We start from the raw sequence: 16,448 nt of genomic DNA, 5'->3' as shown, positions 1-16,448 counted from the left end.
AATAAAGACGTTTGCACACAATTAGGTCGGATTTGGTGAGCTAACGCGAAATGAAAAAGTGGATCAGATAGTGCTGAAACTCAACAAACAGGTTCAGGCGCTTGAGACAGACGTCTCCGGATTCAAAATAATCGACGTCCGTCCAAACACCATCTCGCGCGCCTCTTAAAGGAACGATCTGGGCCGCCCCAGCGGTTAAAGGCTGGGCCTACCCTATAGTCGATCTGCAAAGCTATTCGAGCTTGACGCTGCGAAGGCGTTGCGTCGTCTAGCCCCATGTTTACAGCGCGCGGATGAGCCGGTAAAGTGCGGCCTCGAAGCCGTTCTAGATAAAGCTCGCGTTCGGTACTATTGATCTGGCCTTATTGCCGCAGCCAGAGCATCACTCAATTGCTCCTGACTGAATGGCTTAGACAACCGTGGCAACGCCGCCGCCTCGCCGCCCGGCAGTTCAGCATATCCGGTGGCAAGCACGACGTGGAGCCCAGGGTAGCGTTCGATCACCTCCCCGGCTAATTGCGCACCTGTCATCTGGGGCATAGCGTGATCGGTAATCAAAATGTCGGGCAGCGGTCCGTGTTCGAGAAGCCGGAGGGCTTCTTGCCCTGAATTGGCCTCTATCACCCTGTGCCCGAGATCCTCCAGCATCAACACAGTGTTCATAAGCACAAGGCTATCGTCGTCCACCGCCAATACGGTTAGTGGAGGTACGGCGGCGGACGCTGACGTTTCAACGGCAGCGTCGGACTTACCCGTGATTTCCGCAACAGGAAGCCATAGCTCCGCAGTGGTGCCCCGACCTAGTGTCGACTTCATAACCAACCGCCCGCCCGACTGAGCCATGAGCCCTTGCACCATGGACAGACCAAGGCCGGTTCCCTTGCCAATGCCTTTCGTCGTGAAGAACGGCGTCGCTGCCTTTTCGAGGGTTTCGGTGTTCATCCCTTCACCCTCGTCCGTGACGGAAAGACAGACATACTGGCCGGCGCGAAGCTCCGGGAGCTGCTTTTCCTTCAACACATGCTTGTGGGCAGAGATTGCGATTATTCCGCCGTCCGGCATGGCATCGCGGGCGTTGACCACCAGATTGAGCAGGGCACTCTCCAGTTGGTTCGGATCGGACCAGACCGGCGGCAAGGAAAGCGGAAACGTCGTGCTGATTTCGATGGACGGACCGATCGACCGCTGGAGCAACTCAGCCATCTCTCTAACGAGAGAGGGCGCGTCCACCACCTCGAGCTTGAGGTCCTGCTTGCGGGAGAAGGCGAGCAGCCGCTGGGTCAGCGAAGCACCCCGCTTTGCGCCGCTAATCGCGTTGTCGATGAGCTCGATGACATTCTGCCCTTCGAGCGCCCGCTTCCGCGCGATTTCGAGGCTGCCCAAGATCGCCATCAGGAGATTGTTAAAGTCGTGCGCGACACCGCCTGTCAACTGCCCGACAGCTTCCATCTTCTGCGCCTGGAAGAGCTCCTGCTGGGCTTGTTCCAATGCCTGCTGGGCCAGCCGTTTCTCAGTGATATCGCGCGTCACTTTTGCAAAGCCGATATGCGTACCGTCCTCAAGGTGAATGGCGTCGATGATGACGTTCGCCCAGAAGCGCGTGCCGTCCTTTCGGAGCCTCCATCCCTCCTTCTCAAAGCGCCCGTCCCGCGCGGCGACCTCCAAGGCCTTCCGCGGCAGGTCGTCGGCCCTGTCATCGTCAGTGTAGAAACGGGAGAAGTGGTGGCCGATGATTTCGCCGGGCTCATAGCCCTTGATACGCTGTGCGCCCGCGTTCCAGCTTGAAACGTTGCCTTCCGGGTCCAGCATATAGATCGCGTAGTCCGTGACCCCCTGTATCAACATGCGGAACTGCTCCTCGCTTCGTTTCAATACCTCCCGGGCTGCCTTCCTCTCCGAAAGGTCGCGGGTGATCTTGGCAAAGCCCAGCAGTCGGCCATGCTGGTCACTGATCGCGTCAATGACAACATGGGCCCAAAACCGTTCACCATCCTTTCGGACACGCCAACCCTCAGCTTCAAAGCGACCTTCCGCTTCGGCCGTCGAAAGAGCCTTGGCCGGAAGACCAGCCGCGAGATCTTCCGGGGTATAAAATTGGGAAAAGTGTTTGTCGAGGATCTCCGACTCTGCATAGCCTTTCAAGCGCTGGGCGCCAGCATTCCAGCTCGATATGCGGCCTTCGGTGTCGAGCATGTAGATGGCATAGTCGGTTATGGCATCTACCAACAGGCGGTAGCGGCCTTCCATCGAGGCCCCTTGAAGACTCGTCTCATCTGTGGTCATTCGCTTTTCTTTCCCGGACATTGAGGTCTCTCTTCATCGGCCCCGAAACCAAAAGCAGCGACGGAATTTGGTTCCTTAGAGAGCAAATATCGCGCCCTCCAAGGATCAGTCATTGGCGGGATCGCAGACAAAGGTGTTGATTGTCACGGGTTTGATCCGTGCGATTTCCGATCCACTATCGGTCACGCGAAGATCGACGTCGAACCAGCCATTCCGGTTGATGAGATCAAGAAGCGCGATCGCAAGCCTCCCGGCGCATACCGGGTTCGTACGGAGGTCGATGAGTTTGCCGTCTTCTCCAGTCAGCCGCATGACCATTTCGCCATCATCCATTGGACGAAAACACATCGCGCTGACAAAGCCAACAACGCCTTCCTCTGTCAGCCCTGCCGACGATGGTCGCGTGTCGTCGAAGAGGGCATGTGCGTCTGATTTCGCGCTGGCTGTAAAGGGCATAGTTCTCTCTCAAGGTATCGGACGTCACGATCAACTGGGGCAGAGCAATTTTGTTCCGGTCAGGGACCATCGACAGCCATACACCTCGACGCACGCGACTGGCCGCGCCATCGGCGGAGCCAGTCGTGTTTACTTCCACTGCGTCGCGTCACCGGCGGCGCAGCCGTACGGTGGCAGGGAACTGGAAAAGGTGGTTTTGAGTTTGGCACAGCCCAGTTGTTGATCGGACCGGGCATCGCATTGTTGAGCGTAATGCCGATTTCATCGTAAGGGCTGTCGGTGTTGCTGACATAGCGATACCAGCGGAAACCGGTAAGAACGACGACCGCAAGAACGATCGTCAGCAGCACCGTGCGATTCGATCACGGTCCGGGCAATCGAAAGCCCGAGACCAGAGCCACCTGAGTTCCGGATGCGTTTTCAAAAGTCGGACGGATTTACCACTTTCGTGTCGTAATGCCGACATGACGAAATTTGACGGAAGAAGAGCAGAAGCGGCGCGATTGCGCAATTGTTATGCGGTGGGTTAGGAGCCGCCGACTGCCGTGGACAGGGCAGGAAAGCTGGAGTATGGCGAACGTAGGAACCTTGTGAGCCGAAAGAAAAGACCATGACAGACCTGAACCAAGCCTTGCCTAACCGGAAAATACGGATTCGGAAGACGGGGGTATGGCCGGGAGTATTTTCCTATCTCGGGGGCTGATGTTGCTGGCGGTGGCCGTGTTCATCGGGGCGTGGCAGGCGCCGGGCGTCGCCAATGACTGGCTGGTGGCGAGCGATCCAGTGGCGGTGCCCGACGCGACGATTACCGATGGGGAATGCCATGCCCGGAGGGTGGTGTTCGTCGATTGCTCGGCGCATGTCGCCTATGAAATCGAAGGCAAGAGCGTGGAGCACGATATCGAATTGATGTTCGTGAATTTCCACACGGGCGATTATGTGGTCGACGTGGTGCGTTCGGCATCCCAACCCAACCGAGCGGCGCTGTCACTGGGGCTGGACATGCTGTGGAACCGCACGCTCGTGGACAGTGCCCTCGTGTTGGCGATCGCGGCCGGAGGGATTGCCCTCTTCGCGGGGGTGTCAGGAGCGATCACAGCCGCCGGTTGGCGCTGCGGGAAACCACGCTGGATCTTCGGGAAGTCAAAGTGGCCCAAATCAACCCGGTCTTGACCGGCAAGTATGTGCAGTTCCAATACGGCGCCGACCGCAAGGGCAAGCCGCTCCTGACGTTGTCGCACTTTGGTCGGAAGGAAGAGCCCTATTGGCTCGATGGACAGCGCGGGATGGCGCTGGCGGCGCTGCCGGAAGGGGCGAGCGTGCCCGTACTGCTCGACGCGGAGCTCAAACGGCTCGATGCCTCGCCGGCGGAAATTGCGACGGTTGCGGTACAGTTGAAGCGGATGATGGCGAGGGATTGAGGAGGGCTACCTTCTCGGCTTCCGCCCTGGATCCTTATCCGCATCTCGACGCGATCCAGGTGGAGACGGGGACTTCAGATAGTTGGCGACAAAATGGTCGCAGGCTTACATCCCTGCAAGGCGGCGGATTTGACTCTCAAGAGGAGAGGACTGTTAGTCGTCCGCTAGGTCGAGTTGCCGGACGCTCGGCGCGTACAGAAAAATCGTTCCCTTAATACGACCCATTGTGCTGGAAGGAAGTTCCGTCAGGACCAAGGCGGCTGTCGAAGAGCGCGGCAAAGGCTGCGGTCGAGACGGCGGTCGACAGTAATGGTCGAAATTCATCCGGCCCTTCGGGTCGTATTAAGGGAACGATGCTCCAATGCCGCGACGCCTTCTGGAACTCGCTATGGCGGACGCAGCCAAGCCGTTAAACCATGGCAAGGGCCTTTTAGGATGCCGTAGCTGCTATTTCCAGCTGGTGTAATCGTCTGCAACACATCCAAACGGAGCTCGATCCTGACCGAACCGTTTCTTCAATTGGCTGCATCCCCATTCGTTCAACGGCGCCGGCATCAGATTATTGATGTCCATTCCGGGAGACTGGAACTGCGTGCTGGAACTTGTCACATACCAAAGCCAGAAGCCGAACACACCGACTACAATTAGAAGCAGCACCCCGAAAAATATTTGGAGCCGCCTCCAGATCGATACCGTCGTTTTGGGTTTTTCGACTAACACTGGCTTATTTTGATCACCGCCGTATTGACGAGCGAGCGGCGCAAGAGCAGCAATACGTTCATCTTCCGTCATCCCGATGCGTTGCAGGCGATCATCCAGAAGCACCGGCAGGGCCGTATTGCCATGCCTGACGGCCAGCCCAACGGCTTTGCCGTTTGCTTCACCCACGATCAACGGCTCCTCGCCTTGCATCATGCGCGTGTAAGCTGATCGATCAGTCTTGTCGTTGGCAATCTTGTCGTTGTAGGTGATGGAAAGAATGTTGCGCCTGCGGTCGAAGGCGGTAATCTCGACCGGTATAGCGTTCAGCAAGGCTGGCTGTCGCAGCTGTCCACTGACACGCCAAATCCGCAAGGCCTGGAACAGCATCCCAAGGCTCATGCCGCCCAACAGTATAACAAACAGGCTGAGCGTGATGATCCGGTTCCAGAGCTTGTCCAGACCAAGGCTCATCGTCGCCAATTCCGGATGGTCGGCCGAGATTACCAAGCCGGTTTCATAATCCCCCGTATGAAAATCAACGAACATGATTTTGACTTCGGTGTCGTAATTCTGTCCGTTATAGCTGTACACGAGGCGCGCCTCGCAGTCGGTAAGGATGGCCTTGCGTGTCGTGCACTGTCCATTTTGGACTTCGCCGTTTTCAAGCACCAGAGGATTTTGGCTGATCTTAAAGTCGCGCAAGACGCCGGGCGCTGCCCAGGCGAGCAGAAATATAGCCAGTGCGAGAATGATGGGGGTTGCCCAGAAATAGGCCCGTGGTGTGGAAATCACATCGGGTGCAAGCGATAGAGGGCGATTGGGAAGAACGAGCGCGGGCATAAATATGAGCCTTTTTTGAATATTTGACCTGGAAATACATCGGACATGGTATTAAGGACGGCTTCGCGAACACGGGGTCGTTTTACATCGCTCGCCCGCCGAATGTCACTACCGTTGTTCTTTACGCCCCGTTGCTTGCTCGCTTGGATCGGTGGCGTTTTATGACCGTCCTGGAATACCATGGCATCATCCATCCATCTCGCATCGATGGCGGCACCAGAGTCGCTGTCTTGACGTACTCGACAAACTGCGCTTGGCTCTCCGAGAGCCGGATTGATGTTTTTAGATCGATCCCGCGACGTTGGGTCAGGCGGTGATTTAAGTAGCTGACAGCCACCGCCGCCTGAAGGCGGTAGTGGATTGAGCGCTTATAGTGGGCGCCTTGAAAGGAGCCGAACCGGCGACAGGTTAGTCAGATAGCTTAAGTGTCTGAAAAGACATACTTCGTGGGATAACGTCTATTTACGGAACTTGCGGCCATTGTGCACCGTGTATTCGTAGCTTCACCGCTTTCGGATTTCGGTCAGCAAGGCACCAGCGGTTTCCTCATCCGCCGGAGTCCGCAAGTCGGAATCGATCCAGCCTAGGCTTCGGCAGTGGCTTTCTCCAGCCTTTATTCCCTCTTGTTGAGACTGGAACGGTCCAAGCATGGTATCGCGGCCTCTGAACGACACAAAGACGATTTTGGACAGGACATCGAAAATAATAGTCATTTCCGGTTCGTAACGCATGGAATGCCCCAATGCTAAAAGTGCCATACTCGACTTAACGGCACATTTACGGTGTCACCCATGGAACAGATCAATCCGATTCCTCGATCTCAAGCGCTATTTTTGGCCCGGTCGGTCCATATTCTGTCAATGATCTCGACGAAGGTGTTCTAGCCTTGCCGGGAGAAAAGGCTTGTCAGCCTCCGTTTCAGAACTCGGCAAGCTGCGCGTCTGGGGCCGCGAGCCGTCGGTGAAGCTTGGCAAGGCTTCCCCGCCGATCAAGTAGTTCCTTGGGGCGCGGCTCTCCGCGCCCCAACTCTCCGCACCACGGACGAACGGCTGGAATAGTGTCCATTCTTTCATCGACAGGTGCACCAACGCTTCGCCATTTGGCTGTTGAGCCACAGTTGCCTATATTCGTGTTGACGGCCGGCCATGCGGGCTTACCTCATGTTGCGGTTGCGCGTTCAGCTAACGCGCGAACCAGAGTCGTTTGAAGTTGTTCCTGGGTGAACGGTTTCGTCATCCGCAACAGCTTCGCAAGGCCATGGTCGTCAGGGAGCTCAGCATACCCAGATGCGAGGATCACCGGTAAGGATGGATACGTCGAGAAGATCAGTCGAGCCAATTCAGCACCTGTCATCCCTGGCATGGCATGGTCGGTTATGACGAGGTCAAATTCTTCTGATGAACTAAGAATTTCAAGTGCAACGGCCGCCGAGGTCGCTTCGATAGCCGTATGTCCGAGGTCTTCGAGCATTGCGGAAGTTCCCATACTGACAAGCAAATCGTCGTCGACTACAAGTACGCGCAGACCATCGGAAGACATTGCAGTACCGGTGGGTTCCGTGCTTTCGTATGACGGGACCGTCAGAGGGGTATTTTTAGCTATCGGCAGCCAAAGAGAAACAGTGGTCCCCTTTCCCTTGGTACTTGCCAAATCAAGAATACCTCCCGATTGCGCCGCCAGACCGTGAACCATGGAAAGGCCCAAGCCGGTGCCCTTCCCTATCCCCTTGGTGGTAAAGAAGGGCTCGGCGGCGCGGGATGCCGTGGCTTCATCCATACCTTCGCCAGTATCCGAAACTGAGATACGCACATATCGGCCGATTGGAAGGTTGCCAGGTCGCGCCAGTTCGGTTTCCTCCGCTGCGACCGAAATCGTTCCGCCGTCGCCCATGGCATCACGAGCATTCACGAATAGATTAAGCAAAGCCAGTTCAAGCTGATTGCTGTCGATCAACAATGGTGGAAGACTTGGCGAAATGTCTTTTCTTATGTCGATACCTGGCCCCAGAGCCTTGCTGAGAAGGTCCTGAATGTTGTCAAAAAGGTCAGGGAACTTGACCGCCTGTGGCTTGAGCTCTTGTCGGCGTGCAAACGACAGCAGCCGTTGAGTTAGGGCGGCTCCACGCTCGGCCGCCTGTATGGCGTTGGAGACGAGCCGCTCGCTCTTGTCGTCGGCCGGAAGACGCTTCTTCAAAAGGTTCAAGCTACCAAGAACGGCCATTAGCAGGTTATTGAAGTCGTGCGCTACGCCTCCGGTCAGGTGGCCGATCGTGTCCAGTTTCTGCGCCTCGAACAATTGCGCAAGCGCTTCTTCGCGCTCGCGGGTGCGCTGTTCAATTCGCTGTTCGAGGTCCTCATTGAGCTGGCGTAACTGGCCAGCCGATATCTCCAGTTCCGACGTGCGCTGGCGGACGCGGTTCTCTAGCTCCGCATTGAGGAGTTCAAGTTCCCGGGTTTTGCGATACAGATCGATGAAAACACGGACTTTAGCACGAAGCACGTCCGGCACGATCGGCACTGACACGTAATCTACGGCGCCCGCGGCGTAGCCCCGCAGCCGGTCCGGCTCCGCCATCATTACGGCCGAGACGAAGATGATCGCGGTATTCTGATATCTTGGATGTTCACGGATCATGCTGACGAGTTCAAACCCGTCCTGCTCTGGCATGCAGACATCTACGAGAATCACGGCGATCTCGTTGCGCAACAATTGCTCCAGCGCCTCTCTGCCGGACTGAGCCTTAATGAGGGTTTCCCCAGGTCTTGAAGGACCACCTCGTAACTGAGCAGTTTTGCAGGCTGGTCATCGACCAGAAGAATGTTGACGGGGATCATGGCCGTGTCCTCAGCGGTGCAGCCACATGCGTAACGCGGACAGCAGCTGTTCCGTGTTGACCGGTTTGGCCAAATAGTCCGACGCTCCAGCTTCTAGACACTTCTCACGGTCCCCCTTCATCGCTTTTGCCGTCAAGGCCAGAATTGGCAGGCGTCGAAATTTTGGATTGGAACGGACCACCTGCATTGTCTCATATCCGTCCATTCCGGGCATCATGATGTCCATCAGCACGATGGCGAGGGCCGGTTCTCTCTCGATCAATTCGATGGCTTCGCTTCCCGTTGTCGCCGTCAGCACCCTCATTCCGCGCCGTTCGAGCACGCTACTGAGCGCAAAGATGTTGCGAGCGTCATCGTCGACCAGTAGCACGGTCTCCCCGACCAGATCCTCATCCGAACTGTGTAAATCTTCAAGCATTGCCTGCTTGGCCGCCGGCATGTCTGTTACAACCCGATGGAGGAACAGTGCAGTTTCGTCCAACAGCCGCTCCGGCGATTCCACACCCTTAACGACAACGCTGCGCGCCATTGTATGCAGTTGCGCGTCCTCCTCCGGCGACAGCTCGCGGCCCGTAAATACCACCACCGGCACTTCGGAGATTTCGTCGTCATCGTGCATTTTTTCAGCACCTCAAAGCCGGACATATCCGGCAAAGAAAGATCAAGAACGACGCAGTCGGCCGGATCTTGCTTTAGGGCCTCTAGTGCCGCAGCCCCGGAGCCAACACTTGTGATATCTATATCGTCATGGCCGAGTAGCGCTGCGACACTCAGCCTTTCCGCCTCGCTGTCCTCGACCAGAAGGAGGCGTTTGCGACGCGGTTCGGTATACGTCTTTAGCCGCGAAAACGCCCTGCCGAGGCTTTCGGTCGTTGTCGGCTTGCTCATAAAGGCGAAAGCCCCACGCGTCAGACCATGCTGCCGGTCTTCGTCGAGGCTGATGATCTGAACCGGTATATGGCGCGTTTCCGCGCTCTGCTTCAGTTGGCTTAGAACGGTCCAGCCCAGCATATCGGGCAGGAAAATGTCGAGAGAGATGGCAGCAGGCTTGTACTCGCGGGCAAGGTTTAGCGCTTCGCTACCACGCATAGCGACCAGTACCTTAAAGCCGCTGTCATGGGCCAGATCGACAAGTACACGGGCATAATGGGCGTCGTCTTCGACGATCAGCAGGACCGTGTCCGATTCAGTGATGCTGTGACGGTCATCGTCCACCAGCTCCGGCGGTTTGTCTGCGCGGCGTGCTGCCGCCGCCTCTGCGAGTTGCACCACGTTGCTCGGGCCGAGGGATTTGGGAAGCCCGGACGCAACGCCAACGTAGGTCAATGGCAGATAGAGAACGAAGGTGCTGCCGACACCCGGGGTGCTGCGGAGCTGAATTTCGCCCCAAGAAGGTTGGCAAGCTCTCTACTGATCGCCAGGCCAAGCCCAGTCCCTCCATACTGCCGGCTGGTCGACGCATCGGCCTGCTGAAAGGCCTCAAATATGAGACGCTGTTTTTCCGGGGTATGCCAATACCCGAGTCGGTAACCTCAAAGGCAATAACCGACGGGGCATGTTTGAGAAGCGGATGGTCTGAGGACCAGCCTTGCGCGACCGTATCGACCTTCAGTGTGACACCACCCTGCGCCGTAAACTTGAAGGCGTTGGACAACAGGTTCTTGAGGATTTGCTGCAACCGTTTGGAATCGGTGATGATGCTGCGCGTGACGTCAGGGCCGACCTCTACCGAGAAGGACAGGTTGCGGTTTTCGGCCTCGTGGCGGAACGGTCGCGACATTACCTCAAGCAGGTTGTTGATGAAGATTTCTTCCGCATCGACGGAGACAGTTCCGGACTCGATTTTCGACAGGTCTAGAATATCGCTGATGAGGTTGAGGAGATCGGTGCCGGCGCCGTGGATCGTCTTTGCGAATTCCACCTGCTTGCCGGAAAGATTGCCGTCGGGATTTTCGCCCAGCTGCTGGCCAAGGATCAGTATCGAGTTGAGTGGCGTGCGCAGCTCGTGTGACATGTTGGCGAGGAATTCAGATTTGTATTTCGACGTCAGCGCCAGCTCCGTTGCCTTCTCTTCGAGCGCATGGCGAGCCTGCTCGATTTCTTGGTTCTTGGCCTCTACCTCGACGTTGCGTTCCTCGAGCTGCTGCGCTTTTTGTTCAAGCTGCTCGTTGGTCTGCTGCAATTCCTTCTGCTGCATCTGCAGTTCGGTCGCCAGTTGCTGCGATTGTTTCAGCAGGCCTTCAGTTTGCATCGTCGCCTCGATCGAGTTGAGCACAATGCCGATGGACGTTGTCAGCTGGTCCAGGAAAGATAGCTGAAGCTCGGTGAACTGTCCCGCCGACGAAAGCTCGATCACCGCCTTCACCTGCCCCTCGAAGTGGACGGGCAGGACGATGGCACTCTTCGGCTGGGCGGAGAATACGGCGGAGTTGATCGGCACGACGTTGTCGGGAAGGTTGGTAATTAGAATACGGCGGGCATCGATGGCGCACTGTCCGACAAGTCCTTGGCCGAATTCCAACCGGGATGGATGCGACGCGTCCATCCCGCGGGCATAGGCCGACAGCAGTGTCAGCGCCGGCTGACGCTCCTCGGCCTCGACCTGATAAATTACACCCTGATGCGCACCGACCAGTGGTGCCAGTTCCGACAGCAACATTCGCCCGACGACGGTCAGGTCGCGCTGGCCCTGGAGCATGTTGGTAAAGCGCGCTAGGTTGGTCTTCAGCCAGTCCTGCTCGGTATTCTGGTCCGTCGTCAGGCGCAGATTGCCGATCATCGTGTTGATATTGTCTTTCAGTTCCGCGACTTCGCCGCGGGCCTCGACCTGAATCGACCGCGTCAAGTCCCCCTTGGTGACGGCGGTGGCCACCTCGGCGATTGCGCGGACCTGTGTGGTGAGGTTAGCGGCCAGCAGATTGACGTTGCCGGTCAGGTCCTTCCATGTTCCCGCCGTGCCCGGCACGTTCGCCTGTCCGCCCAGGCGCCCTTCGACGCCGACCTCGCGGGCCACCGTCGTCACCTGGTCGGCGAATGTGGCAAGCGTATTGGTCATGTTGTTGATGGTTTCGGCGAGTGCTGCGACCTCGCCCTTCGAGGCAACCGTGAGGTTCTGTTCGAGGTCGCCATTGGCAACGGCGGTCACCACCTTGACGATGCCGCGCACCTGCTCCGTCAGGTTGGCAGCCATGACGTTGACCGTGTCCGTCAGGTCCTTCCACGTGCCGGCGACGCCCGGCACTTGCGCCTGGCCGCCAAGCTTGCCTTCGGTGCCAACTTCACGGGCGACACGCGTCACCTCGCCGGCAAAGGCGTTCAGCTGGTCGACCATGGTGTTGATGGTGTTCTTGAGCTCAAGAATTTCGCCCTTCACGTCGACGGTAATCTTGCGGCTGAGGTCGCCCCGCGCCACAGCTGTCGTCACTTCAGCGATGTTGCGGACCTGCGTGGTCAGGTTGGCGGCGAGCAGATTGACGTTGTCGGTCAGGTCCTTCCACGTTCCGGCGACGCCCGGCACGACCGCCTGCCCGCCAAGTCGTCCGTCGGTGCCGACCTCGCGCGCTACGCGCGTTACTTCACCCGCGAAGGAGCGCAACTGATCGACCATGGTGTTGAGGGTGTCCTTGAGAAGCAGGATTTCGCCGCGCACGTCGACGGTGATCTTGCGGCTCAAATCACCATTGGCGATGGCAGTCGCCACCTCGGCGATGTTGCGGACCTGGGCCGTCAGGTTGCCGGCCATCGAATTGACGGAGTCCGTCAGGTCTTTCCATGTTCCTGCCACGCCCGGCACCTGCGCCTGGCCGCCGAGCTTGCCCTCGGTGCCGACTTCACGCGCAACACGCGTGACCTCGCCGGCAAAGGCGTTGAGCTGGTCCACCATGGTGTTGATGGTGTTTTTCAGTTCGAGAATCTCACCCTTCACGTCGACGGTGATCTTGCGGCTGAGGTCACCCCGCGCCACCGCCGTGGTCACCTCGGCGATATTGCGCACCTGCCCCGTCAGGTTGGAGGCCATGGAGTTGACGTTTTCGGTCAGGTCCTTCCATGTTCCTGCCACGCCCGGCACCTGCGCCTGCCCACCCAGCTTGCCTTCTGTCCCAACCTCGCGCGCCACGCGCGTCACTTCGGACGCAAAGCGGTTAAGCTGATCGACCATCGTGTTCAGCGTTTCTTTCAATTGAAGAATTTCGCCTTTCACATCCACGGTGATCTTGCGGCTGAGGTCACCATTAGCGATCGCGGTCGAAACTTCCGCGATGTTGCGAACCTGGGCCGTCAGGTTGCCGGCCATCGAGTTCACCGAGTCGGTTAGGTCCTTCCAGGTGCCAGCGACGCCCAGGACGTTGGCCTGGCCACCAAGGCGGCCTTCGGTGCCAACTTCACGGGCGACGCGCGTGACTTCTCCTGCAAAGCCGTTCAGCTGGTCAACCATCGTGTTGATGGTTTCCTTCAGCTCCAGAATTTCGCCGGAGACCGTCACCGTAATCTTTTTCGACAGATCGCCCTGTGCAACCGCGGTCGCCACCTCCGCGATGTTGCGAACCTGGCCCGTCAGGTTCGACGCCATAGAGTTCACCGAATCCGTCAGATCCTTCCACGTTCCAGCGACGCCCTTGAGCTGCGCCTGGCCGCCGAGCTTGCCTTCGGTGCCGACCTCGCGCGCCACACGCGTCACTTCCGATGCAAAAGCGTTCAACTGATCAACTGTCGTATTGATTGTCTCCTTCAGCTCCAGGATTTCGCCCTTCACGTCAACGGTGATCTTCTTCGATAGATCACCATTGGCGATCGCAGTCGACACTTCTGCGATATTGCGAACTTGGGCCGTCAAGTTGCCGGCCATCGAGTTGACGTTCTCGGTCAGATCCTTCCACGTGCCGGCCACGCCGCGCACATTGGCTTGCCCCCCAGGCGCCCTTCGGTTCCGACCTCACGGGCAACGCGCGTTACCTCCGATGCAAAAGCATTGAGCTGGTCCACCATCGTGTTGATGGTTTCCTTCAACTCCAAAATTTCGCCCGAAACGGTTACGGTGATCTTCTTCGACAAGTCACCATTAGCGATCGCAGTCGAGACTTCAGCGATGTTACGGACCTGCGCAGTCAGATTCGATGCCATCGAATTGACGTTGTCGGTCAGGTCCTTCCAAGTGCCGGCCACACCGGGTACCTGCGCTTGGCCTCCCAATCGGCCCTCGGTTCCGACTTCACGGGCGACACGCGTCACCTCCCCGGCAAAGCCGTTCAACTGATCAACCATCGTGTTGATGGTTTCCTTCAACTCCAGGATTTCGCCCGAAACATCTACGGTGATCTTACGCGAAAGGTCGCCGCGGGCCACCGCCGTGGTCACCTGTGCAATGTTGCGCACCTGCGCCGTCAGGTTGCCGCACATTGCGTTGACGGAGTCGGTCAAATCCTTCCAGGTGCCGGCGACGCCCGGCACCAGCGCCTGGCCGCCAAGTTTTCCTTCCGTACCGACCTCGCGGGCGACGCGCGTCACTTCCGATGCGAAGGAGCGGAGCTGGTCCACCATCGTGTTGATGGCTTCCTTCAGCTGCAGGATCTCGCCGCGCACATCGACTGTGATCTTCTTCGAAAGGTCTCCATTGGCGACCGCAATCGTCACATCTGCGATGTTACGAACCTGGGCGGTCAGGTTTGATGCCATTGAGTTGACACTCTCGGTCAGATCTTTCCAGACGCCCGTGACCTCGGGTACCTGTGCCTGACCGCCAAGCTTTCCATCAGTGCCGACTTCGCGAGCGACGCGCGTGACCTCAGAGGTGAAGACACTCAACTGCTTAATCATGGTGTTAACGATCTCGGCCGAACGCAGGAATTCACCTTTCAGTGGACGCCCATCAACGTCCAGCGGTACGGTCTGCAAAAGGTCGCCTTTTGCTACCGCCGTGATGGTGCGCGTGACGGCTGCTGTCGGCCAAACAAGGTCATCAATGAGTGTATTGATGGAGCCTTCCATATCGGACCAGGATCCATCCGAGAGCCCGAATCTTACGCGTGTGCTTGTCCGGCCGTCGCGGCCAACCACTTGGCCAACATGCTCAAGTTGCATGGCCATTTTTTGGTTGGCAGAAATGATGTCATTCAAACAATCGGCTATCTTGCCAGTGACGCCGGTCAGATCTGATCTCATTCTTACCGAAAAGTCGCCGCGCCGCATGGCGAGAAGCGCTTCCAGCAATGCGCTAGAATCATCAGTTGCCACTGCGGAAACATCAGGCTCCCGAGGCCCGCCCGAGGTTTCCTTATCTTGCTGCACGCTGCCGCCCTGTTTGCCCATACACATCTCCTCCAACCAAGTGCCATGAATGTAATACCAGATCAGAAAAATTCTACTGAAATACAAGCGCTGATGATCCTTGTCGCCGTGTCAAAAGACGCTTTTTTGGCGGCCTGCTACGAGGCTGGTTCGATCACTACGCGACTTCCAAAATTGGCTTTCCCCTATTACATGTGCAAACAGGAACAAACCCAGCGGATTGAAATTTCGCTTGCAAAGGAGGTGCCGTGCTTGCGGCAGACATCGACTGTCTTCGCGCCCGCCTCCTGCTCCTTCAATATCCCGATGATCTGTTCTTCCGTGAACCGTGAACGCTTCATTCGTCCGTCTCCTCGTTGCTCTGATCCCCAAAAACTAGACCGTTCATAACTGGAGTTTTCCGCGGTATTTTCCCGGCTGGGAAAAGGAGCGGAAGCATGAAGGCATCGAAGTTCTCGGACGCCCAGAAGGCGTTCATTTTGAAGCAGGGCGACGACGGCGTGCCGGTGGCTGAGATATGTCGGAAGGCAGGGATCAGCCAGGCGACTCGTTTCAATTGGCGCAAGAAGTATGCGGGTTTGTTGCCTGACGAGATGCGCCGCTTGAACGCTTTGGAGGATGAGAATTCCAGACTGAAGAAGATCGTCGCCGATCTGACACTGGACCGGGAAATGCTGCAGGACGTCATCCGCCGAAAGCTCTGAGGCCTGTCCGGAAGCGCAAGCTGATCGACGGGATGCTGGTGGATTGGGGCATATCGATCCGACGGGCCTGCAGGGTCCTGAGGTTCGACACGTCGACCTACCACTACAAGTCCCGGCGCACCGAACAGGCCCCACTCGAAAGGCGCATCAGGGAGATTTGCGAGACACGCGTGCGGTATGGCTACCGGCGCGTCCATGTCCACCTGTGTCGCGATGGATGGAAGATCAACATGAAGAAGACACGTAGGATTTACAGCGAGTTAGGGCTTCAACTGCGCAACAAGCATCCCAAGCGTCGGGTAAAGGCAAAGCTTAGAGACGATCGCCAGGAGGCCGTCGGGCCGAACGACGTCTGGGCGATGGACTTCGTTCACGACCAGCTCGCAACCGGCAAGAAACTGTGCATCCTGACCGTGGTCGACACGCACTCGCGCTACTGCCCTGCAGCCGACGCACGCTTCACCTACAGAGGCGAGGATGTCGTCCAGACACTGGAAGGCATCTGCCGGACGACTGGCTATCCCAGGACGATCAGGGTGGACAATGGCAGCGAGTTCATCTCCCGTGATCTCGACCTCTGGGCCTATGCCAACAATGTCACCCTGGACTTCTCACGACCTGGCAAACCGACTGACAACGGCTTCATCGAGGCCTTCAACAGCAAGCTCAGGTCGGAATGCCTGAACGCCAATTGGTTCCTGACCCTTGCGGATTCCGCGAAAAGTTGGAGACTTGGCGTCGATACTACAATGAGGAACGTCCTCACTCGGCGATCGGATATAACGTCCCGATCGCCCTGCATAATCCCGGTGGCCCAACCAGCCAGCCATCGTGATCAGAGCTGGAAAACTCCAGCTTCCGGCGGTCCAAAGTTTGGTCCCAGAGCAACGTTGTGACGGACTCTACCAAATTCTGGAGGAAGT

The 16,448-nt window shown here is 57.6% G+C and carries 8 protein-coding genes and 4 pseudogenes; 4 read left to right on the top strand and 8 right to left on the bottom strand.

The window, feature by feature from the left end:
* Positions 1-348: 348 nt before the first annotated feature.
* The 3 genes and pseudogenes from P6U16_RS26155 to P6U16_RS26145 form a co-directional block, all read right to left on the bottom strand.
* On the bottom strand, positions 349-2,283 hold the full coding sequence (locus P6U16_RS26155) for a PAS domain-containing sensor histidine kinase (protein ID WP_277704296.1): 1,935 nt from the start codon (positions 2,281-2,283) through the stop codon (positions 349-351).
* A gap of 105 nt (positions 2,284-2,388) precedes the next feature.
* Positions 2,389-2,739: a hypothetical protein gene (locus P6U16_RS26150; RefSeq protein ID WP_277704295.1), complete on the bottom strand. Its 351-nt coding sequence runs from the start codon at positions 2,737-2,739 to the stop codon at positions 2,389-2,391.
* Between the two features lie 129 nt (positions 2,740-2,868).
* Positions 2,869-3,089: pseudogene (locus P6U16_RS26145) on the bottom strand (hypothetical protein).
* 319 nt (positions 3,090-3,408) lie between these two features.
* On the opposite strand from P6U16_RS26145, the gene P6U16_RS26140 reads away from it, so the two are divergent.
* Both P6U16_RS26140 and P6U16_RS26135 read left to right on the top strand, forming a co-directional pair.
* Positions 3,409-3,912: a hypothetical protein gene (locus P6U16_RS26140; RefSeq protein WP_277704294.1), complete on the top strand. Its 504-nt coding sequence runs from the start codon at positions 3,409-3,411 to the stop codon at positions 3,910-3,912.
* Positions 3,888-4,160, top strand: coding sequence for a hypothetical protein (locus P6U16_RS26135; RefSeq protein ID WP_277704293.1), 273 nt, complete (start codon positions 3,888-3,890; stop codon positions 4,158-4,160). The genes P6U16_RS26140 and P6U16_RS26135 overlap by 25 nt, the downstream gene beginning before the upstream one ends.
* Positions 4,161-4,607: 447 nt before the next feature.
* On the opposite strand, the gene P6U16_RS26130 is transcribed toward P6U16_RS26135, so the two are convergent.
* The 5 genes and pseudogenes from P6U16_RS26130 to P6U16_RS26110 form a co-directional block, all read right to left on the bottom strand.
* Positions 4,608-5,702, bottom strand: coding sequence for a hypothetical protein (locus P6U16_RS26130; RefSeq protein ID WP_277704292.1), 1,095 nt, complete (start codon positions 5,700-5,702; stop codon positions 4,608-4,610).
* 503 nt (positions 5,703-6,205) lie between these two features.
* Positions 6,206-6,433 carry a hypothetical protein gene (locus P6U16_RS26125; protein ID WP_277704291.1) on the bottom strand — a complete coding sequence of 76 codons (228 nt, stop codon included), beginning with the start codon at positions 6,431-6,433 and terminating at the stop codon, positions 6,206-6,208.
* Between the two features lie 427 nt (positions 6,434-6,860).
* Positions 6,861-8,536: pseudogene (locus P6U16_RS26120) on the bottom strand (response regulator).
* A gap of 10 nt (positions 8,537-8,546) precedes the next feature.
* Positions 8,547-14,722: pseudogene (locus tag P6U16_RS26115) on the bottom strand (HAMP domain-containing protein).
* Positions 14,723-15,051: 329 nt separating this feature from the next.
* Positions 15,052-15,162, bottom strand: a pseudogene (locus P6U16_RS26110) (transposase); the annotation flags it as partial.
* A 96-nt stretch (positions 15,163-15,258) separates the two neighbouring features.
* Here P6U16_RS26110 and P6U16_RS28595 point away from each other — a divergent pair.
* A complete protein-coding gene (locus P6U16_RS28595; protein WP_349017718.1) occupies positions 15,259-15,525 on the top strand; it encodes a transposase in 267 nt (88 codons plus the stop codon).
* Positions 15,526-15,557: 32 nt separating this feature from the next.
* On the top strand, positions 15,558-16,421 hold the full coding sequence (locus tag P6U16_RS26105) for an IS3 family transposase (protein WP_349017717.1): 864 nt from the start codon (positions 15,558-15,560) through the stop codon (positions 16,419-16,421).
* Positions 16,422-16,448: the final 27 nt, after the last annotated feature.

Origin of the sequence: Rhizobium sp. 32-5/1, assembly GCF_029537235.1 — a bacterium.
GTDB lineage: Bacteria > Pseudomonadota > Alphaproteobacteria > Rhizobiales > Rhizobiaceae > Pararhizobium.
Note: the sequence above shows the minus strand (reverse complement) of the source record. Positions and strands in the feature narration are given on the sequence as shown.